Origin of the sequence: Cryobacterium sp. Hh7, from assembly GCF_004403155.1 — a bacterium.
Classification (GTDB): domain Bacteria; phylum Actinomycetota; class Actinomycetes; order Actinomycetales; family Microbacteriaceae; genus Cryobacterium; species Cryobacterium levicorallinum.
The window spans coordinates 20,688-46,347 of record NZ_SOHG01000048.1 but is presented as its reverse complement, the minus strand read 5'-3'; the positions used below and the strand labels follow the sequence as shown (position 1 = coordinate 46,347).

Here is a 25,660-nt window from a genome sequence, read left to right as displayed (position 1 = left end):
CACATACCCCGCACGGTATGCAAGATACCCCTAAGGGTATAGTCTGCGTGTATGGCTATTACGGATCTCACCGAGACCACCTTTGACGCGACTATTGCCCAGAGTCCCATCGTGTTGGTTGATTTTTGGGCCGAGTGGTGCGGCCCGTGTCGCAGTTTTGCCCCGACATTCAGCGCGGCGTCTGAAAAACACCCCGCAATCACCTTTGGAAAAGTCGACACCGAAGCGGAACAGGGATTGGCCGCAGCCGCGGGCATCCGTTCCATCCCCACGCTGATGGCGTTTCGGGACTCCGTACTCGTCTTTTCCCAAGCAGGCGCCCTGAACGCGGCCAGCCTGGAAGAGCTCATTGCCGGCGTCGAGAACCTGAACATGGACGACGTGCGCGCCAGTATCGCCACCCGCTAAACCTTGTTCCCTGTGAGAAACCGCATGACCGCTTCACAGCAGGGTCACATGAGCACGTCCCTGCCCTCCAGTAAGTAAATTACTCCCAGGGGTATAATTCTTTTAGCAGCTCACCTTATTGAATGGAGATCTATTATGTGTCGTGCCGTAACGTGCAAAGTGTGCCAAAAGACAACGTGGGCGGGCTGCGGTCAGCACGTTGATCAGGTCATGCGCGGCGTGCCTCGCAACCAGCAATGCGCCGGGCATATGAAAGAAAAATCGACCGGATCATTTTGGTCCCGGCTACTCGGACGCTAACGGCGGTACTCCTGCTCTCGACGCTCGACAGCGCTGGCCAGACCGCCAACCGGGCCACCGGCGCGGCTACGGCTGACACGGCCGGGGGCGAGGACGTCCTCGTTCCACGGTCGGGTATGTGCGCAGCCCTCATGTCAGAAAGAGCGCCGCCGCGCGCTGCTTTACACAGCATCAGCGACACCCTCCTGTCACTTGCAAGATGGAAACTAGATGTTATATTGACAGTAATGGATTGGGGCTTGGCCAGTTGGGGGATACAAGATGAGCGATCAATCTGAAGACACTTGCGATGGGATGACAGTTTCCGGAGCCACAGCTCATGCTCGATCACTGCTGAAAGCCGGGGATGACGTTGGTGTCCGGGTTGGGGAGGCCATCGACGCGCGCACTCGAGCCATTGCTGAAGCCTGGATGGCTATGGCAACCCTCACCTGCGCCCTGACGTTGATCTTGAGTAGTGCGAGCGTGGCGGCCGAAGGTTGGGCCGTGAGTCCCGGCATCGAGATACCCAGGCTCAACATTATTCATTTGCTCCTGGTTCCTTTTTTTGTAGCGTCCATGCTCGAAATGGGACTGCGCGATCAGCTGCCCGCGGAGCATACTGGAGAGACTCGCCGTCACGGACGGCTGGTCTCGACTGCGTCTGCGCTCGCGCTGGTAGTGCTTCTCTTGCTTTCCTTATTTCCCGGTGGGATCTCGTTGCCAATTCTGGTCGGGATCGTTACACTTGCCGTTTTGCCGCTTAGTACCTTGGCGCTCCGGTCTGCTCTGCGGGCCCGGGAAGCCGGTGTTCGCCGCTCGGCCGCCACATTGCTGGCGCCGTTGAGCCTGACCGCCCGTGTGGTGACACTTGTGCTCGGGACCTGGCTAGGAGTGCTCGGCGCAGCAGCAGGATTGTCCTCGTCCAATGCTTGGTCCATAGCCAGCGCGGCACTGATTCTTGCGATCATGTCCACGCGAGATAGCCGTTGGGGTTTATCTCGTCTCGCCCAAGAGTGGGGCCGCGTCCAGTGGATCGCCTTTGGTTGTACTTTTCTCCTGATGAATGCCCTCGCCGCCGTGCTTGCCCGCACGGATTGGGATCTCACCATCGTTGGCTTCGTTGGTGGCATCTGCGTTGCAGCTCCGTTGGTAGTTGCGTCGTTCAGGCCCGCCCCAATCCGGGAAGCTTGAATGGCCGGCCACCCTCGGCACGATCTAGACGATGCCTTGCTCACACCGCTGCGCTTCTCGGTGATGGCCGCTCTGCGATCAGATATTGAAATTGACTTCTCTTCCCTTCGCGATCTACTGGAAACCGACGACTCAGCCTTGAGTAAAGCGATCAGCACGCTAAAGACGGCGGGCTATCTAGTGGTGCGCAAGGGATACGTGGGCAACCGGCCGCGTACCTGGCTGACTGCGACACCGGCTGGGTCCGCGACCATGAAAATCCACATCGCCGCCCTGCAGGCCATCGCGGCGGGGATGGCGCCGACGGCATAGATCAATGCCTTACTCCAAACGCCGCACGCCGCTCCTGGATATGCCGTGGCGAATCGGATCAGGATTCCCGCAAGGGGTTCCCCTATCGGGAACGGACCCAGAGCCAGCGACCGCAGGGAGCTAAGAAGCCCACTCTTCAGCGACGATCTGCATCGATGCTGTTGCACGGTATGCCTCGATGTCGTCGGCGGCGAGAATGGCGGTGATCAGCTCTTCGGTTCCTGAGACATAGACGCTCGCGCCGTAGAGGTCGTTACCGACTGCCCACACACCATCCGCGGGCATCCACCACTGAGCACTTCTGCCGCCGGTCATCCCATCGAAGGGCTCCCCGCCATCGGCGAGGTCGCCGGCGAGAATGAGTACTTCACGACCGGGCAGGATCTTAATGCTTGCCGTGTCTCGTAGGTCATCGCGCATCCCGGCGTACCCTTCCCAGACGAGGAAGAAACACTCGGTGGGTGCCGGCGTGTGTGCTCGGAGAATCCGTGCGAGCGTTGCGGCGACACCGGGTTCGATGGTTCCAATTGTGCGATTTACTTCCCTCGCGCCGACGTTGAGGTCGGTCCACTTCGTAGTTGCGTCCACCTCGGACTGCTCCGCAGCAAAGGTCCACCAGGCCAGCGGTTGACCGTCATCGTCATGCATGGGATTCATTACACGCGCATATGAAGCGTGCCCACGAGGCAGGTAGTCACCCACGGTCATCGATCCACCCTGGAGAGAAGGCAGCTCAGCGATGACGTGCGGGACGAGGCCAATCGGATGCAATGCCATCTCCGCACCCTATCGAGTAATCAAGGTCAGCCCGATGACGATCTGTCGGGATAGAGCTCTCCCTCGCGGGTCGCCCCAAGCCATCGCGGCGTGTTAACGCCGACTGAAAACAGGGCCAAAAGCGCCGACTAAAAACAGNACTAAAAACAGGGCCACCAACCATTATGGAAGGTGATCAAATTGGATGATTGGGCTGAGATTCGCCACCTGCATTCGACGGGGAAGCATTCGAAACGGGAGATAGCACGGCTGATCGGGGTGTCTCGCGGGCACCAGCCTGGGGCGCGAGGTGAACGTGCGAATCGTGAGTGCGGCCGCATGGGAAGCTTCCGGCACGGACCCGTTCCTGCGCACCCTGACCGAGCGTCCAATCGTGAGCCTTGAACTTCGGGAGGACATTGGGAATTGACGCCGCCGTGGACGCGTCACACCGTCATCTATTTCCTGTCAGGAATGTCCCGATGACTGTCAGAGATGTCCTGATGCACCCAAGCAAACGCACCGAAAAATGCCCTCGGACTTGCCCACATTTTGCGCACACATTGCCCACAAAGATAGGAAAATGACGTGGTTGTACCACTACCCAAGTGGCAAAATAACGTTGATTTTATGCGGAAGTGGCCTGCTCGCGGGTGGCCCTTGGCCTCCCAATTGGTCTCAAGTCCCAACGGAGGGGGGCACCACACCAAAACAACGTGACAGTCCGTGCGTCAGCCGGCAGGGACCGCGGCTACGGCCTCGATCTCCACGAAAGCGCCCACCCGTGCCGGGGTGACCGCGAGCACCGTGACCGCGGTGCGGCGGTTGCCCCACACCGCAGCGGTGGCGGCATAGGCCTCACCGGGGTCGATTCCGGTCGCGAGATAGATCGTCAGCTTGACCACATGCTCCGGCCCGCTTCCGGCCTCAGCGAGCACGGCTAGCACGTTGCGGAGGGCCTGTTCGGTTTGCGCGCCAAGCCCGTCGGCCAGGGCGCCGGTGCCGTCTGTTCCGTTCTGCCCGCCGACGTACAGGGTGCGCCCGGCCGGAGCGATCATGCCCTGCGCGAAGGCAGGGCTCTGAAAAAGCTCGGGCGGGTCGATCGGTGTCGGAAATGAAGTAATGCTGGTGTCCCTTCAGTCGGTGCGCAGGCCGTAGGTGAGCAGGGCGTTTCCCCTGCTCGTCATCAAAGATTTCTGCAGCGTCAGCCGGATGACCGGGTCGGTCGGCTCGAACAGGTGACGCCCTACGCCTGCGATCACAGGGTGCGTCATAACGGTCAGTGAGTCGAGCAGACCGGCAAAGAGCAGCTGCCGCACGAGCGAAATACCGCCGACCAACGAGATTTCACCGCCCTCGGTGTTCTTCAGGTTGGTCACGAACTCGTTCAGATCACCCGGAATGAGCGTGGAATTCTGCCAGGCCAGGTCACCATTGAGAGTACGCGACGCGACAAACTTCTCTACCGGATTGATGAACGCCCCGAACGGGTCGTCGTGTTCGGCGTTCGGCCAGTAACCGGCCCACTGTTCGTAGCCCACCCGGCCGAGCAATACGGTGTCGACCCGGGTGATCATTGCCGTCATTTCAACGCCCAGCTCCTCGTCGAAGTTGTCGAATTGCCACAGGTTCGGCGACTCCACGACGCCATCCAGGGACATGAACAAGCCGGCGGTCAGTTTTCGCATGCGAATCGCTCCAGGGGTCGGTGAGCGAAAATGCTACCTCAGTCGGTCGAGATAGCGCAGGATGACACCCTCGCGCAGCGCCCACGGTGACACTTCAAGTTCCGCCGCCCCGAACGCGGCCATTGCCGCACCGAGCACGATGCCGCCGGCCACGATCTGAAAGGTGCGGTCGGCGGTGATACCGGGCAGCGCGGGGCGGGCTTCGGCAGGAATACGCGCGAGACGCGGCACCCAGTCATCGAGCTCCGCGCGACCCAACCGCAAGCGATCGGCGGCGCCGACGCCGTCCGAGGTGGTTCCGGCCAGTCGGGCCAGTGATCGAATCGCCTTCGACGACCCGACGATGTGGTGCGGTGCCGGCAGCTGCGCAAAGGCACCGACCGCATCGCGCAAAACGGATGCCGCATGCCTGCGCAGCGCAGACACCTCCTCCGGCAGGGGAGGATCGTGGTGCAGAAAACCGATCGTGCTGCGCCCGGCGCCGAGCGGCAGCGACAGTGCTACCTCGGGAAACTCAGCCCCGCCGGCCGCGATCTCGAGCGATCCACCGCCGATGTCGAACAGCAGAATGTGCCCGGCCGACCAGCCATACCAGCGCCGCACGGCAAGGAAGGTCAGCCGGGCTTCGTCCTCGCCCGACAGCACCTGCAGGGCGACACCGGTTTCCCGTTCGACCCGGTCGAGCAGTTCCGGACCGTTGGTCGCGTCGCGCAGGGCCGAGGTGGCGAACGGCAACAACTCGTCGATATTGTGCTGCTGGGCAACATCCGCTGCATGCTGCACCGCAGAGAGCACCGCAGCGACACCCTCGTCGTTGATGGCACCCTCTGGCGTGATGTACCGCATGAGGCGCAGAACGCTCTTGTCGGAGGCCATCGGCACCGGCGGGGCGCCTTCGTGCGCGTCGACAACTAACAGGTGGACGGTATTCGAACCGACATCGAGGACTCCAAGGCGCACATTCGTACGATACTGCCTCCGCCGGGTCAGCGTTGCGCGGGAGCGACGAAGCGCTGCCAGACCCAGCCGCTCGCGCACAGGGCCGCGAAGCTCGCGGCGACGATCCACAACACCGTGCCAGAGCCGCTGCTCTGCAGCTGATCGATCGCCGGGGCCAGCGCGGCGAACAAAATTCCATAGGCGACCACGGTCAGGCCGGTCCAGATCGGCGGTGACCAGGCGAGAATGCTGCGCCCACTGGTGTGACCGATCGGCACCAGGATGAGCACGGCCGAGCCGACTGAAGCGAGCACGATCGTGTTGACCGTCTCCGCCACGAGCGAGGTCGTGAAATCACTGGCGGTGGGCAGAAGTGCTCCGAGTGACCAGGCGAGCACGGCAAACAGGGAGAGGGCACCGACCCGCACTGCCGCAAGCTGGCCGCGCTGATGCGGCGTCGGCTGCGCGCTACCAGCATCCGCTTTGGCGAACAGGCTCACGCTGCCGAGCAGGCCGAATAGCAGGGCCGGGTGCACGTCGAAGACGCGCGAGGCGGTCGCCGCGGCCGCGATCAGCAACAGGTAGCGCGGCAGAAACCTGACCGCCCCGCGCAGCTCCAGCACGCGGGAACTCCACCAGAGCGGCACCAGAATGGCGACCCCGTTGACCAAGACCAGCCCGATAGTCACCGCGACCAGCAGACGCAGGTAGGCCGGCTGATCCACCACCGGTCCGGACAGCATGACGAAGGTTGCGGCGGCGACGAGCGCGGTGCCACCGCGCAGCCACCGATTGAGTCGCACGGTCGGTGCCACCTCGTACTCTTCGCGCACCCGATTGCGACCCGCCAGGGTGGGCCCTGACCAGAGCGGACGGCCGCCGCGCGTACGCGAGATGGTGCCCGCGAGCATCCGCAGCGGCAGAGCTATCAGCACCAGGGCACCCAGGGCGAGCAGCCCGGCCTGCAACCAGGGGAATGGCGAACTGGTGCCGCTTGGCCCGATCGGCAGTGCGAAGCGGGTCGGGTCATCCCACCGGCCGGTGAAAGTGGATGCCCCCGCCGAGTCGTCCGCCGGCTCCTCCTCAGCGGCTTCTGGTGCTGGTTCCTGCGTTTGGGGCGCCGCGGAAGGCGTCGGCTCCGCTGTGTCACCCGGTATGCCAACCGCACCGTCGGGCGACGGCGAAGCCGATGCGCTCGGAGCCGGCGTGTCCGCTGGCGTCTCCGAGGCGGACTGGGTCGGGGTCGGCGTCGGTGTGGCGGTGCTCGGGGCGGCATAGCTGACCGTCACGGGGGTGCTGCCCGGTCCGACATTGCCGGCGGAATCCTGCTGCACGGCGATGACGGAGTACGAACCCGCAGCCACGCCCCCGGCCAAGCAGGTCCACGCCCCGGCGGTCACCTCGGCGGTGCAGACCGAGTAGGCGCCGGCGAACACGGTGACGGTTGCGCCGGTCTCGCCGGTGCCGGTGTATTCGGTTCCCGCGACGGGCACCTGGGCGCCCTCGCGAGGAGTCGTCACGACCGGAGCCGCTGGGCCCTGAAGGTCAAAGACAATCGTGACCGGCTCGCTCGAATTCGACGACGACGGGCTGCTGAAGGTCGAACGCTGGCTCGCTGTCACCTCCCGGCTTCCGCTCTTGAGCGTGCCCTCGAACAGGCACGCCCAAGCACCCGAGTTGTCGACGTCACTTGAGCAGGAGTCTTCAGTCCCCAGGGACGCCGTCACAGTGGCCTGGGGATGCCCGGTTCCGCGAACCCAGCCGTCGGACTCGGAGCCGCTGCGGCCGCCCTGCACGGTCGGTGCACCCAGAACGGCAACCGTGATCTCGTCGCTCAGGGTGGAATCGCCGGTTACAACGACGCGCAGTTTGATCGTCGGACCGTTCTGCAGGTAGAGGTTGCTGCAGCTCCAGGAGGTTGATTTGTCATCGACGATGCACAGCGGGTCCCCGCCGCGCGGCGACAACAACTGAATCTCCTGATCGAGTGCTTTCGACCCAGACACAGTTGTACGGTTACTGCCGATGAACTGCCCGTTGCCGGGACTCTCGATCAGCGGCCTCGTCGTAGCTGGATCGGTCGCGGTGTTCGGGATGGGTTCTTCGGTGGCCGGAGCGGTCGATTCCGGTGTCGATTCCGGCGTCGCCTGCGCCGTCGCCAGCACGGGCCCGGCGAGGACGATCGCACACCCGAGTAGAAGGGCGACGACGGCCGCTAAGCTGCGGTAGCGTCGTGGACGCGCCGTTGCGCCCGATGCTTCGACCCGAGTCGATTCGGACATGACTCACCCCCTGCCCCAATTTGAGGGGCAGAGGGCGGTAAAGTCAACCTCCCGCGCCCGCAGAATGTAACAAACCGAGGGAATTCTTCGTGCTGCCGCCGCCCGCCGGTAAACATGACACCCTTTATACGAAGCGGATGCCCAGCATGAGACCGCCGAAGAGAGCCGCACCCTGATGAATCCCACGCCCCGCACCCCCGCCTCCACACGCGCCGTCGCCGCCCGGGACTGGGAACATCGCGCCGGCGAGCTCGGCGATGGCCTGCCGACCGGGTTCGAGGTGGCCGTCGCCACGTCCGCCTTTCAGATCGAGGGAGCCGCTCGCGACGGCGGCCGGGGCGACAGCGTCTGGGATTCCTTCAGTCAAAGATCCGGACGCATCCGCGATGGCTCGAACGCCTCCGTTTCGGCTGACCACATCAAGAATTACGCAGCGGATGCCGCCATTCTGCGCGACCTCGGCGTCGACGCCTACCGCTTCTCGCTGGGCTGGACCAGGTTGCAGCCCGAGGGCCGCGGCCCCCTCAACCGCAACGGACTCGCGTTCTACGATCGGTTGCTGGATGCGTTACTGGCCGACGGCATCCGTTCTACCGCCACTCTCTCGCACTGGGATCTGCCGGCTGCCCTGCGGGGCGGCTGGCTGAACCGCGACACCGCCGGCCGTTTCGCCGACTACGCCCATGCCGTGGGGGAGGCGTTCGGCGACCGTGTCGACGCCTGGGTCACCCTCAATGAGCCAGCCACGGTCACCATCAGGGGCTACGCGCTCGGCACCCACGCACCCGGTCGCACCCTGCTGTTCGACGCGCTTCCCAGTGCCCACCATCAGCTGCTCGCGCACGGTCTTGCCGTGCAGGGCCTGCGCGCCGCCGACGTGCGCGGACGCATCGGTCTGGTCAACTCCCACACCCCGGTGCAATCAGCGACCGACCGCGACCAGGACCGCTCCTATGCGGCCCTCTACGACCTGCTGCAGAACCGACTGTTCGCCGACCCGGTGCTGCTCGGCCACTATCCAGACCCGCTCGAACCGTTCGCGGTCGAACTACGCACCCTGCTCGAGGCAGACCCCGCCGACCTGCGCACGATCCAGCAGCCGCTCGACTTCTACGGGCTGAGCTACACGGGGCCGACCCGAATCGCCGCCGGTGCGACGGTGCTGAAGACCCCCGACGGCCAGCCGATCCCCGTCACCTCATGGCCGTTCCACCTCGAGCCGTTCCGCGAACACCCCACGACCTCCACCGGCGACGTGAACGCTCCCGAGTACGTCGCCGTGGCGCTCGCCGAACTGGCCGAACGCTACCCCGACCTGCCCCCCGTCTACCTCTCACTAGCCGGCGGCGCCTTCTGGGACCAGGCGGATGCCCGCCACCAGGTGCACGATCCCGCCCGCATCGACTACCTGGCCGAACACCTCGTGGCCGCCCTCGACGCCACCGCGGCCGGAGCCCCGGCCGCTGCCATTGACCTCGCCGGTGTGGCGTTCTGGTCGCTGCTCGACGGATTCGAGTGGGATGACGGCTACACCCAGCCGACCGGCCTGGTACACGTTGACTTCGCCGACGACCGCCGCACGCGCACGCCCAAGTCGAGCTACCGTTGGCTGCAACACGCGCTGGCCAATCGCTGAGGCGGCCAACTACGGCGTGCGCCGCCGCAGCGTCACCGACCCGAGCACGACGGCGCCCACGATCCACGCTCCGATGATGAGCAGTTCCCCGCCGACATAGGTGGCGTCCTGCGAATCGGCCGCGACCGCCTGCAACGCGTCGATCGCGTGCGACAGCGGCAACCAATCGCTGATCATTCGCAGCACATCGGGCAGCTGCTCGCGCGGCAGAAAAATGCCGCCGAGCAGAATCTGCGGAAACACCAGCGCCGGCATGAACTGCACGACCTGAAACTCCGTTCGGGCGAACGCGCTCGCCAGCAGGCCGAGGGACGTGCCGAGCACCGCATCGGCCACCGCGACGGCGAGCAGCAGCCAGATCGATCCGCTGATCTCGAGCCCGCACACCCAGACCGCGAATCCGACCGCGACGGCCGATTGCGCCACGGCGAGCAGGCCGAACGCGAGCGTGTAGCCGAGAATCAGGTCGCCCTTGCCGAGCGGCATCGACAGCAGCCGCTCGAGCGTGCCGGTGCGGCGTTCGCGCAGGGTTGTGATGCTGGTCACGAGAAACATCACGATGAACGGAAACAGGGCGATCATGTCGGGTCCGATCGAGGCGAACACGGGAGTGTCCGAGAAAATCCAGGCCAGCAGCCCGATCAGCAGGCTCGGCACCACGAGCAGTAGCACGATCGTGCGCGGGTCATGTCGCACCTGGCTGAGCACCCGGCCGGCCGTCGCGAGGGTGCGTTGCGGCGTCATGAGACGCTCCCAGTGGCTTCGCCGAGCGGATGCTGCGCGATCAGCGCCAGAAACGCCCCCTCGGTATCGCTGGTTCCGGTCGCGGCGAGCAGCCCCGCCGGGGTGTCATCGGCCAGAATCTCGCCGTCCCGCATGAGCAGCAGCCGGTCGCATCGGCTGGCCTCGTCCATCACGTGGCTGGAGACCAGCAGACTCGTTCCGACGGCGGCGAGTTGATGGAACAGGGTCCACAGCTCGACCCGCAGCACGGGGTCGAGTCCGACGGTCGGTTCGTCGAGCACGAGCAGATCGGGGGAGCCGAGCAGCGCTCCGGCCAGCGAGACCCGGCTGCGCTGTCCGCCGGAGAGCGATCCGACGAGCTGGCCGGCCTGTGCCGTGAGATCGGTCAGGGCCAACACTCGGTCGACGTCCCGGCGCGGGGCACCGAGCACGGCGCGAAAATAGTGCAGATTCTGCCGCACGGTGAGGTCGTCGTAGACGCTCACATCCTGTGTCACATAGCCCACGCGGTGCCGAAGCGGGGCGGCGCCAGCTGGCAGGCCGAGCACCGTGATTGTGCCGGACTGCACCACCTGCACGCCGACGATCGCTCTCAGGAGCGTGGTTTTGCCGCATCCGCTCGGGCCGAGCAGCCCCACCACGACTCCGCGGGGAACAGTGACGGTAAGCCCACGCAGCACCGGATGCTTTCCCCGTCGCACGTGTAAATCGATCACGTCTACCGCGGGGGCGGATGTGTTCACCATGTCCGAACTCTCCGCCGCTGCACACTCCCTGTCAAGCCCACAATGGGCGATTCCGCGGTGCTTCACGTTGAAAGCGGGTACCCAGCCACCTGCAGTAAATTCGGGGCGTGACCAAGCAGCAGCCCTACCGCGTCCTGCACTCCTACGACGATTTCGAACTTCGCCGATACCCAGCCCATCTCTTGGCCGAAATCACCACGGATGGCCCTTTCGAAGACGCCGGCAACCGTGCTTTCCGATACCTGTTTGCCTACATCAGCGGGGCAAACCAGTCCCGCCGGAAGGTGGCCATGACCGCGCCAGTGGTGCAGACCGGTGCGGCAGAAAAGATCGCGATGACCGCGCCCGTGCTGCAACAGCCTGTGACGCACCCGTCAAATCGAGTGGGCAGTGCGCAGTTCCAGGTTGCCTTCGTGCTGCCCGAGGAGCTGACGGCGCAAACGGCGCCGCAACCCACCGACCCCAACGTGCAACTGAGAACGGTACCGTCCGCACTGGTCGCTGCACTGCGGTTCGGTGGACGCTGGCGTGAGACTCGTTACGAACAGCATGTCGAGGAGTTGCGCGCGGCGCTCGCCGCCGCCGGTCTCACCGCCCTGGGGTCACCGAGATTCGCCCGATTCGACCCGCCGTTCAAACCGTGGTTTCTGCGTCGCAACGAGGTGTTGGTCGACGTCGAAGAGCCCGGCTGACCGCGCTCTCCCTGCCGCCTTGGGAAATCCCCGCACGCCTTGAGGTTGCTTGGAGTGTGATGGGAAGCGGGTGGGAGCCTCCGGGGTCGCGGTTAGTATTGGCAGGTACGCACGGGGGTCGTTGTCGCTAGTTCATGTCTCCGTGCCACCCTAGAAAGCCAATTTGCAAGGAGACGCTGCCATGGAATGGCTCATCCCGGTTCTGATCGTTGTCGCACTCGTCGCCATCGCTGGTATCTACCTGTGGTCGACGTACAACTCGCTCGTGACGCTCAATGTGCGCGTCGACGAAGCGTGGAGCGACATCACGGTGATGCTCAAGCGTCGTGCTGACCTGCTGCCCAATCTGATCGAAACGGTCAAGGGCTACGCAGCACACGAGAAGAACGTGTTTGAAAACGTGACCAAGGCTCGGGCCGAGACGCTGTCTGCCCAAGGCCCGGCCGACGCATCCGCTGCTGAGAATCACATGCAGACCGCGCTGAAGAGCATCTTTGCCGTCGCCGAGGCGTACCCGCAGCTGCAGGCCAGCCAGAACTACCTGCAGTTGCAGGGCGAACTCGTCGACACCGAAGACAAGATCCAGGCCGCGCGTCGTTTCTATAACGGTGGCGTGCGCGAAATGAACACCAAGATCAAGGTGTTCCCGAACCACTTGTTTGCCGTTAACCTCGGATTCACCGAGCGCGAGTTCTTTGAGGTGGCCGATTCCGCAGCGATTGCGGAGCCGCCCCGCGTGCAGTTCTAACGGGACTTAGCCGATGTACAGCGCGATAGCTAAGAACAAACGCAACACCGTTTTCATTATGATCCTGTTTTTCGTGATCATTGCGGGGCTCGGCTGGCTGGCCAACGCCGTCTATGGTGCCGGCGGCTACGGCATCCTCATCGCCACCGTCGTCATCACGGCGCTCTACGTGATCATTCAGTACTACGCCGCCGGTCGCCAGGCCATCTCGATGAGCGGCGGCATCAGGGTCAACAGCAAGGCCGACCACCCGCGCCTCTGGCGCATCGTCGAGAACCTGTCGATCACGACCGGCACACCGATGCCCGAGGTCTACATCATCAATGATCCGGCGCCGAACGCTTTCGCCACCGGTCGCGACCCCCAGCACGCGATCGTCGCCGCCACCACCGGCCTGCTCGACATCATGGACGACTCCGAACTTGAAGGCGTCATGGCCCACGAGATCGGCCACGTGCGCAATTACGACATTCGCGTGTCGATGGTCGTGTTCGGCCTCGTTGTCGCGATCGGCTTCATTTCCGACATGTTCCTGCGCATGGCGTTCTTCGGCCGCAGCAACAACAGCAACGGCAACCCCGTCGTCATGGTCTTCGGGCTCGTGGCCATGATCGTGGCCCCGCTCATCGCGACCGTCGTGCAGCTCGCCATCTCTCGCCAGCGCGAATATTTAGCGGATGCCACCAGCGCGTTGACGACGCGCCACCCGGATGCGCTCGCCTCTGCCCTGGCCAAACTGGGCGAATACGGTCGCCCCATGCAGAAGCAGAACAGCTCGATGGCCCACCTCTGGATCTCGGACCCGCTAAAGAAGGGCGCCATGGGCAAGCTGTTCGCGACGCATCCGCCGATCGCTGACCGCATAGAGCGCCTGACCGCCATGGGCAGCAAGTTCTGAATTAGTTTTCCCGCACATCGGCGGCGTAACCCGGCGGCGAGATCTACCGCAGTTCGGCGGCCAGACCCCCAGCCAGGTTTCCCCGCGGCGCGACGACGATCTCCTCAAGTCCCTGCCAGAGCGCGGCTTCCCGCAGTACCTGCGCGAGCCGACCCGCGGCATCCGTCGGCGCCGCCGGCTCAGCCCAGGCCGACTGCACCCGGAGCACGCCGGCCTGCCGGTCGTTCTTCAGATCGACCCGGCCGACGATCATGTCGCCCAGCAGAATTGGCAGTGAGTAGTAGCCGAACACGCGCTTTGGTTGCGGCGTGTAGATCTCGATGCGGTAGTGAAAATTGAACAGCCGCAGGGCGCGGGCACGCTCCCAGACCACCGGGTCGAACGGCGACAGTAGCGCCTGCGCGTCCATGGCCCGCGGCAGCCGGGCGTCGCGGTGCAGCCAGGCGCGCGCCCCCCAGCCCGCAACCTCCACCGGGAGTAACTCGCCGGCTTCTTCCAACTCAAGGATGGCTGAGAGTGCCGGCGCCGACTTCAGCCGAAAGTAGTCGGCGAAGTCCTTCACGGTGCCGATCCCGTGCGCGCGCGCCGAGCGGCGCACCAACTCGCGGTGGGCATCCGCTTCAGAAATTTCAGTGCCGAGCAGCTCGGGGGAGAAGACCTGCTCGGGCAGGGCATAGACCCGCTCAAAACGGATGCGCCCGGCACTGACCACATCACCCCAGCGGAACAGAATTTCCAGCCCGGTCTTCACCTCGGACCAGCCCCACCAGGGCCCGCTGCGCTTGTTGGCGTCGTGTTCGATTGCGCTGGCCCGCATCGGGCCGTTGGCGGCGAGCTCGGCCAGGAGCCAATCGAGCATCGGCCGGTTGGCGTTCGACCAGTCGTCGGGCGTGCGCGCTGAACGGTCGCGATGGTTCTGCATGCGCCAGTGGAAAAGCGGCCAGACATCGACCGGTAGAAAGGAGGCCTCGTGCGCCCAATACTCGGTTAAGCGGGCCTCGCGCCCCGTGGTCAACCGATCAAGCTGGGCCTTGTCATAGGCGCCGAGTCGGCTGAAGGCCGGCATGTAGTGGCTGCGCTCGAACACGTTGACCGAGTCGATCTGCAGCAGCTCGAGTCGATTCACGAGGGCCGTGAGCTGACGGATGCCGACGGCCGCTCCAGGTCGCGCGCCGAAGCCCTGCGCGGCGAGCGCAATCCGCCGCGCCAGTGCGGGGGAAACTGTCGTGACCATTCGTCTCACTCTAGCTGCACCCCCGTTCACCTGGTGTTTACCCGGAAAACATGTGGCAGCCATGTAGCCTTCGTATTGTCGGGCGACCGGCACACCCTGCCCCATAATCTGTTCACCCGGTGCGTTTGCACAGTAATCCAACGCTCCGGACCCGGTCATAATGGAGGAAAATTGTCACTCAAACGCACTCTGATGGTGTCCCTGGCCGCCGCAGTGGCCCTCACCCTCACGCTCAGCGGCTGTTCACCCGCCGCCGAGGCTCCGGCCTCGGGCGTCGACGCAGCGACCGCCACCAGCTTGAGTGCCTTCGGCGATCTGGCCGGCCTCGAAGAAGCCGCCATCGCGGAAGGTCAGCTGAACGTCATCGCGCTGCCGCGTGACTGGGCGAACTATGGCGCCGTTCTCGACCTGTTTGCCGAGAAATACCCGGACATCACGATCAACGAAGCATCCCCGGATGGGTCCAGCGCCGAGGAGATCCAGGCCGCCGACAACCTCAAGGGCCAGGACACGGCACCGGATGTCTTCGACCTCGGCCTGGCTGTGGCCCTCTCCAGCACCGACCGCTTTGCGCCGTACCAGGTTGCCAACTGGGCCGACATTCCCGACGCGCTCAAGGAAGCCTCCGGCCTCTACGTCGGCGACTACGGCGGATACCTGTCGGTGGGCTACGACCCCGACGCTGTTCCGGAGCCCAAGGAGTTGACCGACCTGCTCGGCGCCGACTACAAAGGAAAGGTGGCCATCAATGGTGACCCAACCCAGGCTGGTGCAGCGTTTGCCGCTGTCGGCCTCGCCACCGTGCAGAGTGGCGGAACGGTCGCTGACTTTCAGCCCGGCATTGACTTTTTCTCCGATCTCAATGCGGCCGGTAACTTTCTGAAGGTCAACCCGACGACGGCAACCGTCGCCTCCGGTGAGACCCCGGTGGTCTTCGACTGGGACTACCTCAACGTTGGCTACGGCGCCCAGCTGGAGGGCCAGCGCAACTGGAAGGTCGTCGTCTTCGACGGCACCGGTTACGCCGGCTACTACAACCAGGCGATCAACAAGGATGCTCCCAACCCCGCCGCAGCGCGGCTCTGGCAGGAATTCCTGTACAGCGATGAAGCACAGAACCTGTGGCTTGCGGGCGGCGCCCGCCCGGCGCGCGCCGAGGCTATGGCCGAGGCCGGCACCATCGACAGCGAGCTGTTCGATGCGCTGCCGAAGGCGCCGAGTGACACCGTCGTTCCGACCGAAGACCAGAGCACCGCAGCGGCAACGCTGCTCGGCGAGAAATGGGCTGCGGCTGTCCAGTAACATCCGTGGTCGGGCAGCAGCCTTAGGGCTGCTGCCCTTCGCGGTGTATGTGTTGTTGTTCCTGGCTGTGCCGACCCTGATTGCCATCGGCACGGGCTTTTTCGACAATACCGGCGCCTTCACCCTGGCCACGGTCGCGGCCCTCGGCGACCCCGTCGTGCTCACCACCTTCTTCAACTCCTTCTGGCTGTCGGCGCTGACCGCCGTCGTCGGTGCCGTTGTCGGTGCTGTGGTCTGCTACGCCCTGCTCGGCGCTCGCCCCGACGGTCCGCTGCGCACCACCATCGACTCGCTCAGCGGTGTGCTGGCCCAGTTCGGTGGCGTCATGCTCGCCTTCGCCTTCGTCGCGACCATTGGCATTCAGGGCATGGTCACCCTGTATCTGCGCGACACCTTCGGCCTGGATATTTTTGAGAACGGCGTCTGGCTGTATTCGACGACCGGCCTTATCCTGCCCTACATCTACTTTCAGGTTCCGCTTATGATCATCACCTTTATGCCCGCCCTGCAGGCCTTGAAACCGCAGTGGGCCGAGGCGAACGCCACTCTCGGCGGAAGCACAGCCAGCTACTGGTTCCGTATCGCCTTTCCGGTGCTCGCGCCGTCCTTCATCGGCAGCCTGCTGCTGCTGTTCGCCAACGCGTTCTCCTCTTACGCCACCGCGGCGGCGCTGGTGAGTCAGGGCTCGCAGATTGTGCCCCTGCAAATTCGCGCCGCACTCACCAGTGAGACGCTGCTCGGTCGGGAAAACCTGGCCGGCGCGCTGGCCCTCGGCATGATCGTGGTGATGGCCGTCGTCATGGTCGGCTATTCAGCGCTGCAGTCACGGGCCGCGCGGTGGCAGCAATGACCGGACTGACCACCAACGGTGTGGCTCACGCGCCCTCCCGCACGGTTCGCACCTCAATTCTCGGCGTGGTCGGGGTCATCTTCGCCGTGCCGATCGTGGCCATGATCGAATTCACCCTGCGTGCCGGGCTGGTCGGCGGCTACAACGTCGACCGCTGGGTCGCCCTGTTTCAGAGCGGATTCACCGGGGTGTACCGACCGGTGCTGGTAGCGCTCGGCAACTCGGTGGCTTTGGCCATTGGCACCGTCCTGATCGTGCTGCTGCTGCTCGTACCCACCATGCTGCTCGTGCACATCCGTTTTCCCCGGCTGCGCCGAGTATTGGAATTCATCTGTATTCTGCCCATCACCATTCCGGCCATTGTGCTTGTGGTCGGGCTCGCGCCGGTCTACGCCATTGTGGCTCGAATGCTGGGCAGCGGCGTGTGGACCCTGGCCTTCGCCTACGGCATTACGGTGTTGCCCTTCGCTTATCGGGCCATTCAATCCAACCTCGACGGCGTCGACGTGAAAACGCTCACCGAAGCTGCGCGCACTCTCGGGGCCGGCTGGGGCAGTGTGCTCCTGCGGGTGCTCGTACCCAACCTGCGCCGGGGCATCCTGGCCGGTGCCTTCATCGCCGTGGCCGTCGTGCTCGGCGAATTCACCATCGCGTCCTTGCTGAACCGGGTCAACCTGCAAACCGCTCTCGTCGTTGTGAGCAAGGTCGACCCGTACACGGCCGTGATCCTCTCGCTGCTGGCCCTCGCCTTCGCTTTCCTGCTGCTCCTCGTTATCGGACGACTCGGTGCCCCGCGCACCCGAACATCGCGCCGCCGTACCACCGTGAAAGGTCCAGCATGAATTCACAGCAGCTGACAGCCCAGCAGCCAACCGCACCGACCCGACCGGGAACCGTCGTCGAATTCACCGGCGTCGTCAAAGAATTCTCCGGAATGCGCGCCCTGGACGGCTTCAACCTCACCCTGCACGCGGGCGAATGTGTCGCGTTGCTCGGCCCGAGTGGCAGCGGCAAGACCACGGCGTTGCGCGTGCTGGCAGGGCTGGAATCCACCGATGCCGGCAGTATCACCATTGACGGCATCGACGTATCAGCACTCTCCACCAGCAAACGCGACATGGGTATGGTGTTTCAGTCGTACTCGCTGTTTCCGCACCTCAGTGCCGGCGAAAACGTCGAATTCGGGCTGCGGATGCGAAAGATCAAGCCGGCCGAGCGGCGCCGCAGGGCGGCAGCGTCCCTGGCCATGGTCGGCCTCGACGACCACTTCGATCGCTTTGCACACCAGCTCTCCGGCGGCCAGCAGCAGCGGGTCGCGCTCGCGCGCGCACTCGTGACCGAACCGCGTGTGCTGCTGCTCGACGAACCTCTCTCGGCGCTCGACGCCAAGGTGCGCGTGCAGCTGCGCGACGAGATTCGACGCATTCAAACCGAACTCGGCATCACGACCCTGTTCGTCACCCACGATCAGGATGAGGCCCTCGCGGTCGCCGACCGCGTCGCCGTGATGCGCGCCGGCAATATCGAGCAGGTCGGCACGCCCGAAGAACTCTATTCCCGTCCGGCCACCCCGTTCATCGCCGACTTCGTCGGGCTCAGCAACCGCATCGACGGTCTCGTGCGCTCGGCTCGAGCCGAGGTCTATGGAACGAGCCTGCCCCTGATCGACCCGGCGACGCCCGACGGACCAGTGACGGTCTCGATCCGCCCGGAAGACATCGAGTTCGTAGCCGAGGGCCTCGCGGCGACCGTGGTCACCTCCAGCTTTCTTGGGTCGCTCCGCCGCACGACCCTGCGCCTGGCCGACGGCACCATTCTGTTTCTTCAGCACGGCGTGCGCGTGCACCCGAAAGCGGGCGAGAACGTGTTTGTCAACTTCACCGGGGCACCGGTCTCGACCGAGCGGGTGGAGACCGCCAGTGTGGCGCAGCAACAGCCCTGACGGCAGTCCTAGACTGGTTGAGTGAGCGAATCCACGGGCAATCCAGGTGCACGCGCGCTGCTACGGCTGCGTCGCAGGCGTTCGGCAGAGCGCGCGCGGGAGCGCGTGCGGGAGAGCGCTGATCTCGCCGGATCCGAGCTCGTTGTCACGCCGATCGAGGTTGTGACCGGGGCCCCCGCCGCCAACGGCGTCGACGAGAACCTGCCGGCCGGCATCCGTTTGGCTGGGGCCTGGTCCTGGCGTCTGATTGTGATCGCCGCCGCTATCGCCATTCTGGTCTTTTTGGTTATTCAGTTGCGGTTGATTGTCATTCCGCTGCTCGTGGCCGTGCTGGTTTCCGCGCTCCTGGTTCCGTTTGTGGCATTCCTGGTGCGGCATCACTGGCCTAAGGGCGTCGCTGTGGCGCTGGCGATGGTGGGCACCCTGGTGCTCGTTGCCGGTCTGGTCACCCTCGCCTCGACGCAGATCGCCGAGGGCACCGTTGGGCTGAGCGAACGGCTCACCCGATCACTCGACTCGTTCAAGGCGTTCCTGGCCGGCTCACCGCTGCAGGTTTCCGAGACTGATATCAACACGTACGTGCAGCAGGCCTGGGAAGCGATCCAGAATGATAGTGCCGTCTTCATCAGCGGCGCCCTGTCGGTGGGAACCACGCTCGGTCACTTGTTGACCGGGCTTCTGCTGGCACTGTTCAGCCTGCTCTTTATCCTCATCGACGGTAAAGCCATCTGGAGCTGGATCGTACGGTTCTTCCCGCTGCGGGCCCAGGCCGCTGTCGACGGTGCGGGAATCGCAGGCTGGACCACCCTGGGCAACTTCGCCAAGGTGCAAATTCTGGTCGCTTCGATCGACGCGGTCGGCATTGGAGTGGGCGCGGCCCTGCTCGGGGTGCCGATGGCCATCCCGATTGGAATTCTGGTCTTCCTCGGCTCATTCATCCCCATCGTCGGCGCGGTCGCGACCGGATCGGTGGCGATTGTGATCGCGCTCATCTTCAACAACTGGGCCATCGCCCTGGCCATGCTCGGCGTCGTCCTGCTCGTGCAGCAGGTTGAAGGCCACGTACTGCAGCCGCTCATTATGGGAACCGCGGTGAAGGTGCATCCGCTTGCCGTCGTGCTCGTGGTGGCAGCCGGCGCCTTACTCGCCGGAATTCCGGGGGCACTGTTCGCCGTTCCGGTGGCCGCGGTTTTGAACGCGATGACCAGTTACATTGCCGGGGGCACATGGCGGTCGAGCCCGCCGACGGTGCCGACGACCGGATCGGTGCTCTGGCAGACCGTGCCGCAAAGCCGACCGGGATATCGCACGTCCGGCGCACCGGCGCGCACAGCACGGCTGCGCCCGCGGACCCTCCTCACATCGCGGGGGGCATCCGCGCGCGTCACCCCTACAGATTCGAGCGCACCCGGCGCCCCGCACGATAGTTCGGAGAACTAGAACATGCCAGAGACCACCCTCGTCGGACCGACCCTCGCCGAATTCGAGGCCGCTCGCGCGGTCGTCGCCCGGGTTGCGGATGTGACCCCGATGGAGAGTTCGCGCTACCTTGCCGATGTGTTGGGCGCGCCGGTGTACCTCAAGTGTGAAAATCTGCAGCGCACCGGCTCCTACAAGATTCGCGGTGCCTACAACCGACTGTCGAAACTGACCGAGGCGGAGAAAGCCCGGGGCGTCGTGGCGGCCTCGGCCGGAAACCACGCCCAGGGCGTGGCCTTCGCCGCGCGCGAGCTCGGCATCAAGGCGACCATCTTCATGCCCGTCGGAGTCGCGCTGCCGAAACTGTCAGCGACGCGGGACTACGGAGCAGAGGTCATTCTGCGCGGAACGACCGTGAGCGAACCGCTGCTCGCCGCAGCCGAATACGCCCGGGAGACCGGCGCGATCCTGATCCCACCCTTCGACCATGCCGATGTGGTCACCGGGCAGGGCACGCTCGGACTCGAAATTCTCGATCAGGTTCCCGACCTGGAGACAGTCATTGTGCCCATCGGCGGTGGCGGACTCATCTCCGGAGTGGCCAGCGCGCTCAAGCAGCGTGCCGCCCGGGAGGGGCGACACATCCGGGTGATTGGGGTGCAGGCGGAGAACGCGGCTGCGTATCCGCCCTCCCTCGCCGCCGGCGAAGCAGTGACGATCAACATGCTCCCAACCATCGCCGATGGCATCGCGGTGGCCAGGCCCGGGTTGCTTAATCTCGAGATTGTTCGGGACGCCGTCGACGAGATCGTCACCGTCACCGAAGACGACACCGCCCGCGCGCTCCTGGTGCTGCTGGAACGCGCCAAGCTCGTGGTTGAACCGGCCGGGGCAGTGGCGGTCGCCGCTATCCTGGCCGGCAAGATCACCCCTACCGGGCCGACCGTCGCCATCCTCTCGGGCGGAAACATCGACCCGCTGCTGATGCAACGCGTGATCAGCCACGGCCTCGCCGCGTCGGGACGGTACCTGACGCTGCGCATCATGCTGCCCGACCGTCCAGGTCAGCTGGCTCGAATCTCCGAGCTGCTCGCGGAGGCGACGGCCAACGTGATCGAGGTGCTGCACACCCGGCACGGCGTCGGCCTGCAGATCAGCGAAGTCGAACTCGACGTCAGCGTTGAAACTCGCGGGCCAGAGCACCGCCAGCACGTCGTCGACACGTTGCGCGCCGCCGGCTACGACCCCCAGATCGACTAGCCCGGTCGACTAGGCCGGTCGACTAGCCCGACAGCCCGACAGCCCGACAGCCAGACAGCCAGACAGCCAGCCAGCCAGACAGACAGACAGACAGACAGACAGACAGGCAGGCAGGCAGACAGACAGACAGACAGACAGACAGACAGACAGACAGACAGGCCGGGCGGCAGCTGCTGCCGCCGGCGCTGTCGGCCGTCGGCCGTCGGCCGTCGGCTGCGAGTTGATTGCTGCTGGCTGTGCAGCGTTGTAAGCGGGGCAGCCTCATCCGTTGTGCATTGACCGCGCGAGGTGCCACTTCTGGCCCCTTGGCGAGCTCTCAAGGGGCTAAAGATGACACCTCGCGTACGGGCGAGAGTGGTCAAGGGGCTAAAGATGGCACCTCGCGTGCAGTGGAAGGCCACGAGCAGCGAGTGGACAACCTGAGCCCCAATATCGGCGCGAATCGGCAGCCGAGCCTCGGCGGGGGAGTCAGGCGCCGGTGAACGTCTCCACGTTCGAGATCTGCACGGTGATCTCCTTGCCAGTGGGCGTGGTGTAGCTGGTCTTGGCGCCGACCTTGAGGCCGATGATCGCCGCGCCGAGCGGACTCTGCTCGCTGTACACGTCCAGGTCGCTGTTGGCGGCGATCTCGCGGCTGCCGATCAGAAAGCGGCTCTCGTCGCCGGCGATGGTGGCCGTGATGACGGTGCCCGGCATGACGGTGCCGTTGCTCTCTGGGGCGTGGCCGACCTCGGCGGTGCGCAGCAACAGGGTGAGCGTGCGAATGCGCGCCTCCATCTTGCCCTGCTCTTCTTTCGCCGCGTGGTAGCCCGAGTTCTCCTTGAGGTCACCCTCTTCTCGCGCGGACTCGATCTTCTTCGCGATGTCGCCCCGGCCGAAGTTGCTCAGTGTCGCCAGTTCCGCGGCGAGGCGGTCGTGGGCCTCCTGAGTTAGCCAGGTGACCGTTGTGTCGGTAATCACGAGTGATCTCCTTCAATACGCTCAAGCGCAGAAAGGCCGGTTGAGGGCCGCGCAGATATAGTCGTCGCCCGGGCGATTGCCGAGGCGAATACGTCAGTTTAGGTCAGCCAGCACTGGTAAATCAAACCCGTGTTGCTCAGATCGGTGGTGCGCAGAACCTCGGTGAACGACCGGTTGTACAGGCTGGAGGGCGGTAGATCGATGATCTTCCAGCCGACGACCGAATAGCTCTCGTTGAGAGCCTGTACCGCGCAACTCGCCGTGCGGTTCACCGGCAGCGCTACCTCGAAGGTGACGCTCACGCTGTGCTCATCGATGATGGTGTGCCCGATATCGCGCGCTTCTATCTGAGTGGATGCCCCGTCCAGGCCGGTCCACAGAACCCACGCTCCCAGCACCAACACGAAAACGCCACCGAGCCCCCACAGGATGCGGCGGTCGCGAACCCGGCGGGCCGGGGTGCGCCCGTAGCGCGATTGGATCGCGGCGCTCTCGGGGGCCGGTGCCGCGGCGACGTCAGATTCGTCGAGGCGCTCGGGCTGGCGGCTCGACTGAACTCCGGTGGGCGTGCTGTTGAGGGGCACTGGCGATTTCACACTTCCGATGGAGCGATTAGGCTGGTATCTAGGTTATCTGGCCTAAGGTTATCTGGCATTCCTGAGGAGTATGGTGACGCTGCGATTGATGGCTGTGCACGCCCATCCCGACGACGAATCGAGCAAGGGCGCGGCAACGTATGCCTACTACCGCAGCCTCGGCGTCGAGGTGATGATCGTGAGCTGCACCGGTGGCGAGCGCGGCAGCATCCTGAACCCGTCCCTGACCGGCCATGCCATGGCCGAGCGTGACCTGCCCGGGCTGCGCCGCCTGGAGATGCAGGGTGCCCAGGAGGCGCTGAACGTGCAGCATCGCTGGCTCGGCTACGAGGATTCCGGTATGGACGAGGGCCAGGAGGCGCCACCGAACAGCTTTGCGGCCATTCCGCTCGACTACTCGGCTGAGCCGCTGGTGAATTTGATTCGGGAGTTCCGTCCGCAGGTGCTGATCACCTACGACGAAAACGGCGGCTACCCGCACCCGGATCACATCCGCTGCCACGAGGTCTCGATGGAGGCCTATCGTGCCGCCGCCGACCCGAGTCGCTACCCGCACACCGGGCAGCCGTGGCAGATCGACAAGGTGTACTACGACCGCATCTTCAACCTTGAACGTATCGATGCCATGTACCTCGCGCTGAGCGTGGCTGAGCCGGACTCTCCGCTGCTGGAGCCACTCGGTGCAGCCCGCGAGCGCATGGAGAATTACCCCAAGCTGGCCACCACGCACGTTCCCGCCGGTGATTTTCTTGAAGCTCGAGATGCCGCCCTACGCTCGCACGCGAGCCAGGTCACACCCGACAGCAGCTTCTTCTTCTGGCCCAACGATCTTGTCCGCGAGGCCTGGCCCTACGAAGACTTCCAACTCGTCGAATCGAAAGTAGACACCGCAATGCCCGAATCCGATCTGTTCGCCGGAATCCAGGACGACGCATGACCTCGCTGCTGACCGTCGTGCTCGCCGCAACTCCCGACCCCGACTTCGACCCCAACACCGTCACCCCGGGCGTCGTCGGTTTTCTGGTCTTTTTCTTGATCGCGTTGGCAACCCTGCTGCTCTGCCTAGATGTGGTGCGTCGCATCCGTCGTACGACCTATCGCGCCGAGATCAAGGCACGCCTCGATGCCGAGGTCGCCGCCCGCGATGCCGACCCGAGCGCACCGCCGACGCCGAGCGACAAGCCCGAATAAGCCGTTACGGGTAGAGCGGATGCGTGGCGATCAGCAATATCGCCGCGAAATGACACAGAAACGCCACGACCGTCAAGGTGTGGAAGATCTCGTGAAAGCCGAACACACCGGGAACCGGGTTGGGCTTCTTCAGCCCGTAGACGACCGCGCCGACCGTGTAGCAGAGCCCACCGACGAGGATGAGCGTCATCATGGCCGCGTTGGCCTGGAAGAAATCCACGATGAACAGCAGCGCGCCATAGCCGAGCACCAGGTAGAGCGGCACGTACAGCCAGCGCGGGGCGTGAATCCAAAACACTCGAAAGAGGATGCCCAGCCCGGCTCCGCCCCAGACCAGCCAGAGCAGCAGGGTCGCCTTTTCCGGCGGCAGCGCGAGCACCGTGATCGGCGTGTACGACCCGGCGATGAGCAGAAAAATATTCGCGTGGTCGATGCGCTTGAGAATGATGCGGGTGCGCGGCTGCCAGTTGAAGCGGTGGTACAGCGCTGAATTGCCAAACAGCAGCATCGAACTGAGTACGAACACGGCCGAGCTGATCTTCGCCGCCGACCCCTCAGCGAGCACGAGCAGCACGATGCCGGCAGCGATCGTCACCGGAAATGTGCCAGCGTGAATCCAGCCGCGCCAGGTCGGTTTGACGTCTTCAGGGTGGGCGTCAGCAGCCTCGATCAGCGGCAGATTGGGGATATCGTGCTCGGTGGCCATGCTGCAAGGATACGACAGCGCCTGGCCGGGTGCCGCGAACGCCCGGGGAGTGGACTAGCGTAACTGTGTGCAGAAACCCCAGGTACCCTCGCCGCGTGGCATCCTCTATGGGCTGTATCAGCGCCGGCTGAGGCGTGGGCTCACTCCGGCACACATGCCGCACCACGTTGCCATGATCATCGACGGCAACCGGCGTTGGGCCCGGCAATTGGGGTTTCAAACCGCCGCGCACGGCCATCGAGCTGGCGCCGCCAAAATGCGCGAGTTTCTGGAATGGTGCGACGACCTCGGCATTTCGGTCGTTACCCTGTACCTGCTCTCCTCCGACAACCTCACCCAGCGCCCGAGCGATGAACTCGCCGATCTGATCGAAATCATCGCCGATCTCGCTGAGGAGCTCTCGCACTACCGCAACTGGCGGGTGCAACAGGTGGGGTCCAAGGCCGGCCTGCCCGAGCCGCTGGTCGCGGCTCTCGATGCAGCGGATGCCCGCACCAGCGGCCATAAGGGACTGCACGTCAACCTCGCGGTCGGCTACGGCGGCCGCACCGAGATCACCGACGCCATGCGCAGCATCGTCGCCACCCACCACGCGCACGGCGGCACCCTGGAAGACCTCGTAGAGACCCTCACGCCCGAACTCATCGGTCAGCACCTGTACACCGGCGGTCAGCCCGACCCCGACCTCGTCATCCGTACCTCGGGCGAGCAGCGGCTGAGCGACTTCATGCTCTGGCAGAGCGCGCACAGCGAGTTCTACTTCGTTGAAGCGCTGGGGCCGGACCTGCGGCAGATCGACTTTCTGCGGGCTTTGCGCGACTTTTCCCGCCGGCAGCGGCGCTTCGGGGGGTAGCCACCCTGTGTTTGACAACCGATTG

At 64.7% G+C, this 25,660-nt stretch carries 27 protein-coding genes; 16 read left to right on the top strand and 11 right to left on the bottom strand.

What is annotated here, in order from left to right:
* Nucleotides 1-51 precede the first annotated feature (51 nt).
* The 3 genes from trxA to E3T43_RS13325 all read left to right on the top strand — a co-directional run bounded on the left by trxA (nt 52) and on the right by E3T43_RS13325 (nt 2,193).
* Entirely contained in the window at nt 52-408 is a 357-nt protein-coding gene (gene trxA, locus E3T43_RS13335) for a thioredoxin (RefSeq protein WP_104131200.1), read from the top strand.
* A gap of 561 nt (nt 409-969) precedes the next feature.
* Complete coding sequence (locus E3T43_RS13330) at nt 970-1,881, top strand: hypothetical protein (protein ID WP_134472789.1); 912 nt, start codon at nt 970-972, stop codon at nt 1,879-1,881.
* Nucleotides 1,882-2,193, top strand: a complete 312-nt coding sequence (locus E3T43_RS13325; RefSeq protein WP_134472788.1) for a transcriptional regulator — start codon at nt 1,882-1,884, stop codon at nt 2,191-2,193. It abuts the gene before it with no gap.
* 120 nt (nt 2,194-2,313) lie between these two features.
* On the opposite strand, the gene E3T43_RS13320 is transcribed toward E3T43_RS13325, so the two are convergent.
* The 5 genes from E3T43_RS13320 to E3T43_RS13300 all read right to left on the bottom strand — a co-directional run bounded on the left by E3T43_RS13320 (nt 2,314) and on the right by E3T43_RS13300 (nt 7,858).
* Nucleotides 2,314-2,841, bottom strand: a complete 528-nt coding sequence (locus E3T43_RS13320) for a hypothetical protein (RefSeq protein ID WP_134472787.1) — start codon at nt 2,839-2,841, stop codon at nt 2,314-2,316.
* A gap of 839 nt (nt 2,842-3,680) precedes the next feature.
* Nucleotides 3,681-4,007, bottom strand: a complete 327-nt coding sequence (locus E3T43_RS13315; RefSeq protein WP_241978977.1) for a RidA family protein — start codon at nt 4,005-4,007, stop codon at nt 3,681-3,683.
* Nucleotides 4,008-4,085: 78 nt separating this feature from the next.
* The gene (locus E3T43_RS13310; protein ID WP_134472785.1) at nt 4,086-4,637 is read right to left on the bottom strand and encodes a dihydrofolate reductase family protein; all 552 of its coding nucleotides are present in this window, start codon (nt 4,635-4,637) and stop codon (nt 4,086-4,088) included.
* A gap of 33 nt (nt 4,638-4,670) precedes the next feature.
* Complete coding sequence (locus tag E3T43_RS13305; protein ID WP_134472784.1) at nt 4,671-5,597, bottom strand: Ppx/GppA phosphatase family protein; 927 nt, start codon at nt 5,595-5,597, stop codon at nt 4,671-4,673.
* Between the two features lie 26 nt (nt 5,598-5,623).
* A complete protein-coding gene (locus tag E3T43_RS13300; protein ID WP_134472783.1) occupies nt 5,624-7,858 on the bottom strand; it encodes a hypothetical protein in 2,235 nt (744 codons plus the stop codon).
* Between the two features lie 175 nt (nt 7,859-8,033).
* Between E3T43_RS13300 and E3T43_RS13295 the strand changes: the two genes are divergently transcribed.
* Entirely contained in the window at nt 8,034-9,494 is a 1,461-nt protein-coding gene (locus tag E3T43_RS13295) for a glycoside hydrolase family 1 protein (RefSeq protein WP_134472782.1), read from the top strand.
* A gap of 9 nt (nt 9,495-9,503) precedes the next feature.
* Here E3T43_RS13295 and E3T43_RS13290 read toward each other — a convergent pair whose 3' ends face one another.
* Together E3T43_RS13290 and E3T43_RS13285 are read right to left on the bottom strand one after the other, a co-directional pair.
* The gene (locus E3T43_RS13290) at nt 9,504-10,238 is read right to left on the bottom strand and encodes an ABC transporter permease (RefSeq protein WP_134472781.1); all 735 of its coding nucleotides are present in this window, start codon (nt 10,236-10,238) and stop codon (nt 9,504-9,506) included.
* Nucleotides 10,235-10,984 carry an ABC transporter ATP-binding protein gene (locus tag E3T43_RS13285; protein WP_134472780.1) on the bottom strand — a complete coding sequence of 250 codons (750 nt, stop codon included), beginning with the start codon at nt 10,982-10,984 and terminating at the stop codon, nt 10,235-10,237. The genes E3T43_RS13290 and E3T43_RS13285 overlap by 4 nt, the downstream gene beginning before the upstream one ends.
* Before the next feature lie 107 nt (nt 10,985-11,091).
* Here E3T43_RS13285 and E3T43_RS13280 point away from each other — a divergent pair, with 107 nt between their 5' ends.
* The 3 genes from E3T43_RS13280 (at nt 11,092) to E3T43_RS13270 (ending at nt 13,322) form a co-directional block, all read left to right on the top strand.
* Nucleotides 11,092-11,676, top strand: coding sequence for a heme-binding protein (locus E3T43_RS13280; RefSeq protein ID WP_134472779.1), 585 nt, complete (start codon nt 11,092-11,094; stop codon nt 11,674-11,676).
* 181 nt (nt 11,677-11,857) lie between these two features.
* Complete coding sequence (locus E3T43_RS13275; protein ID WP_092450401.1) at nt 11,858-12,424, top strand: LemA family protein; 567 nt, start codon at nt 11,858-11,860, stop codon at nt 12,422-12,424.
* 13 nt (nt 12,425-12,437) lie between these two features.
* Nucleotides 12,438-13,322 (top strand): M48 family metalloprotease, encoded by an 885-nt coding sequence (locus E3T43_RS13270; protein ID WP_134472778.1) that lies wholly within the window; start codon nt 12,438-12,440, stop codon nt 13,320-13,322.
* A gap of 43 nt (nt 13,323-13,365) precedes the next feature.
* Here E3T43_RS13270 and E3T43_RS13265 read toward each other — a convergent pair whose 3' ends face one another.
* Nucleotides 13,366-14,556 carry a winged helix-turn-helix domain-containing protein gene (locus E3T43_RS13265; RefSeq protein WP_134472777.1) on the bottom strand — a complete coding sequence of 397 codons (1,191 nt, stop codon included), beginning with the start codon at nt 14,554-14,556 and terminating at the stop codon, nt 13,366-13,368.
* A 192-nt stretch (nt 14,557-14,748) separates the two neighbouring features.
* On the opposite strand from E3T43_RS13265, the gene E3T43_RS13260 reads away from it, so the two are divergent.
* Genes E3T43_RS13260 through ilvA form a run of 6 tightly spaced genes read left to right on the top strand, consistent with a single transcriptional unit; the run spans nt 14,749 to nt 21,329 of the window.
* The gene (locus E3T43_RS13260; RefSeq protein WP_134472832.1) at nt 14,749-15,858 is read left to right on the top strand and encodes an ABC transporter substrate-binding protein; all 1,110 of its coding nucleotides are present in this window, start codon (nt 14,749-14,751) and stop codon (nt 15,856-15,858) included.
* On the top strand, nt 15,755-16,708 hold the full coding sequence (locus tag E3T43_RS13255) for an ABC transporter permease (protein ID WP_370449962.1): 954 nt from the start codon (nt 15,755-15,757) through the stop codon (nt 16,706-16,708). Before E3T43_RS13260 ends, E3T43_RS13255 begins: the two co-directional genes overlap by 104 nt.
* Nucleotides 16,705-17,550 carry an ABC transporter permease gene (locus E3T43_RS13250; protein ID WP_134472776.1) on the top strand — a complete coding sequence of 282 codons (846 nt, stop codon included), beginning with the start codon at nt 16,705-16,707 and terminating at the stop codon, nt 17,548-17,550. Before E3T43_RS13255 ends, E3T43_RS13250 begins: the two co-directional genes overlap by 4 nt.
* A complete protein-coding gene (locus tag E3T43_RS13245) occupies nt 17,547-18,650 on the top strand; it encodes an ABC transporter ATP-binding protein (RefSeq protein ID WP_166791330.1) in 1,104 nt (367 codons plus the stop codon). The genes E3T43_RS13250 and E3T43_RS13245 overlap by 4 nt, the downstream gene beginning before the upstream one ends.
* 21 nt (nt 18,651-18,671) lie before the next feature.
* Complete coding sequence (locus tag E3T43_RS13240; protein ID WP_241978976.1) at nt 18,672-20,090, top strand: AI-2E family transporter; 1,419 nt, start codon at nt 18,672-18,674, stop codon at nt 20,088-20,090.
* A 3-nt stretch (nt 20,091-20,093) separates the two neighbouring features.
* The gene (gene ilvA / locus E3T43_RS13235; protein ID WP_104132091.1) at nt 20,094-21,329 is read left to right on the top strand and encodes a threonine ammonia-lyase; all 1,236 of its coding nucleotides are present in this window, start codon (nt 20,094-20,096) and stop codon (nt 21,327-21,329) included.
* Between the two features lie 468 nt (nt 21,330-21,797).
* Here the strand turns inward: ilvA and greA are convergent, their stop codons facing one another.
* Together greA and E3T43_RS13225 are read right to left on the bottom strand one after the other, a co-directional pair.
* Nucleotides 21,798-22,289, bottom strand: a complete 492-nt coding sequence (gene greA / locus E3T43_RS13230; RefSeq protein ID WP_092450387.1) for a transcription elongation factor GreA — start codon at nt 22,287-22,289, stop codon at nt 21,798-21,800.
* Nucleotides 22,290-22,387: 98 nt separating this feature from the next.
* Entirely contained in the window at nt 22,388-22,873 is a 486-nt protein-coding gene (locus tag E3T43_RS13225) for a DUF4307 domain-containing protein (RefSeq protein WP_166787605.1), read from the bottom strand.
* Nucleotides 22,874-22,973: 100 nt separating this feature from the next.
* Between E3T43_RS13225 and mca the strand changes: the two genes are divergently transcribed.
* Nucleotides 22,974-23,822: a mycothiol conjugate amidase Mca gene (gene mca / locus E3T43_RS13220; protein ID WP_092450462.1), complete on the top strand. Its 849-nt coding sequence runs from the start codon at nt 22,974-22,976 to the stop codon at nt 23,820-23,822.
* Nucleotides 23,819-24,076 carry a hypothetical protein gene (locus tag E3T43_RS13215; RefSeq protein ID WP_134441560.1) on the top strand — a complete coding sequence of 86 codons (258 nt, stop codon included), beginning with the start codon at nt 23,819-23,821 and terminating at the stop codon, nt 24,074-24,076. The genes mca and E3T43_RS13215 overlap by 4 nt, the downstream gene beginning before the upstream one ends.
* 4 nt (nt 24,077-24,080) lie before the next feature.
* On the opposite strand, the gene E3T43_RS13210 is transcribed toward E3T43_RS13215, so the two are convergent.
* Nucleotides 24,081-24,782: a hemolysin III family protein gene (locus E3T43_RS13210; protein ID WP_092450381.1), complete on the bottom strand. Its 702-nt coding sequence runs from the start codon at nt 24,780-24,782 to the stop codon at nt 24,081-24,083.
* A gap of 67 nt (nt 24,783-24,849) precedes the next feature.
* Between E3T43_RS13210 and E3T43_RS13205 the strand changes: the two genes are divergently transcribed.
* The gene (locus E3T43_RS13205) at nt 24,850-25,635 is read left to right on the top strand and encodes an isoprenyl transferase (RefSeq protein WP_134441558.1); all 786 of its coding nucleotides are present in this window, start codon (nt 24,850-24,852) and stop codon (nt 25,633-25,635) included.
* The last annotated feature ends 25 nt before the right edge of the window (nt 25,636-25,660 follow it).

Bases quoted from the DNA above. Each gene is read 5' to 3' on its own strand.
- trxA (WP_104131200.1), top strand. From the start codon at position 52: ATGGCTATTACGGATCTCACCGAGACCACCTTTGACGCGACTATTGCC.
- E3T43_RS13330 (WP_134472789.1), top strand. From the start codon at position 970: ATGAGCGATCAATCTGAAGACACTTGCGATGGGATGACAGTTTCCGGA.
- E3T43_RS13325 (WP_134472788.1), top strand. From the start codon at position 1,882: ATGGCCGGCCACCCTCGGCACGATCTAGACGATGCCTTGCTCACACCG.
- E3T43_RS13320 (WP_134472787.1), bottom strand. From the start codon at position 2,841: ATGCATGACGATGACGGTCAACCGCTGGCCTGGTGGACCTTTGCTGCG.
- E3T43_RS13315 (WP_241978977.1), bottom strand. From the start codon at position 4,007: ATGATCGCTCCGGCCGGGCGCACCCTGTACGTCGGCGGGCAGAACGGA.
- E3T43_RS13310 (WP_134472785.1), bottom strand. From the start codon at position 4,637: ATGCGAAAACTGACCGCCGGCTTGTTCATGTCCCTGGATGGCGTCGTG.
- E3T43_RS13300 (WP_134472783.1), bottom strand. From the start codon at position 7,858: ATGTCCGAATCGACTCGGGTCGAAGCATCGGGCGCAACGGCGCGTCCA.
- E3T43_RS13295 (WP_134472782.1), top strand. From the start codon at position 8,034: ATGAATCCCACGCCCCGCACCCCCGCCTCCACACGCGCCGTCGCCGCC.
- E3T43_RS13290 (WP_134472781.1), bottom strand. From the start codon at position 10,238: ATGACGCCGCAACGCACCCTCGCGACGGCCGGCCGGGTGCTCAGCCAG.
- E3T43_RS13285 (WP_134472780.1), bottom strand. From the start codon at position 10,984: ATGGTGAACACATCCGCCCCCGCGGTAGACGTGATCGATTTACACGTG.
- E3T43_RS13275 (WP_092450401.1), top strand. From the start codon at position 11,858: ATGGAATGGCTCATCCCGGTTCTGATCGTTGTCGCACTCGTCGCCATC.
- E3T43_RS13270 (WP_134472778.1), top strand. From the start codon at position 12,438: ATGTACAGCGCGATAGCTAAGAACAAACGCAACACCGTTTTCATTATG.
- E3T43_RS13265 (WP_134472777.1), bottom strand. From the start codon at position 14,556: ATGGTCACGACAGTTTCCCCCGCACTGGCGCGGCGGATTGCGCTCGCC.
- E3T43_RS13260 (WP_134472832.1), top strand. From the start codon at position 14,749: ATGGTGTCCCTGGCCGCCGCAGTGGCCCTCACCCTCACGCTCAGCGGC.
- E3T43_RS13255 (WP_370449962.1), top strand. From the start codon at position 15,755: ATGCGCTGCCGAAGGCGCCGAGTGACACCGTCGTTCCGACCGAAGACC.
- E3T43_RS13250 (WP_134472776.1), top strand. From the start codon at position 16,705: ATGACCGGACTGACCACCAACGGTGTGGCTCACGCGCCCTCCCGCACG.
- E3T43_RS13245 (WP_166791330.1), top strand. From the start codon at position 17,547: ATGAATTCACAGCAGCTGACAGCCCAGCAGCCAACCGCACCGACCCGA.
- ilvA (WP_104132091.1), top strand. From the start codon at position 20,094: ATGCCAGAGACCACCCTCGTCGGACCGACCCTCGCCGAATTCGAGGCC.
- mca (WP_092450462.1), top strand. From the start codon at position 22,974: ATGGCTGTGCACGCCCATCCCGACGACGAATCGAGCAAGGGCGCGGCA.
- E3T43_RS13215 (WP_134441560.1), top strand. From the start codon at position 23,819: ATGACCTCGCTGCTGACCGTCGTGCTCGCCGCAACTCCCGACCCCGAC.
- E3T43_RS13210 (WP_092450381.1), bottom strand. From the start codon at position 24,782: ATGGCCACCGAGCACGATATCCCCAATCTGCCGCTGATCGAGGCTGCT.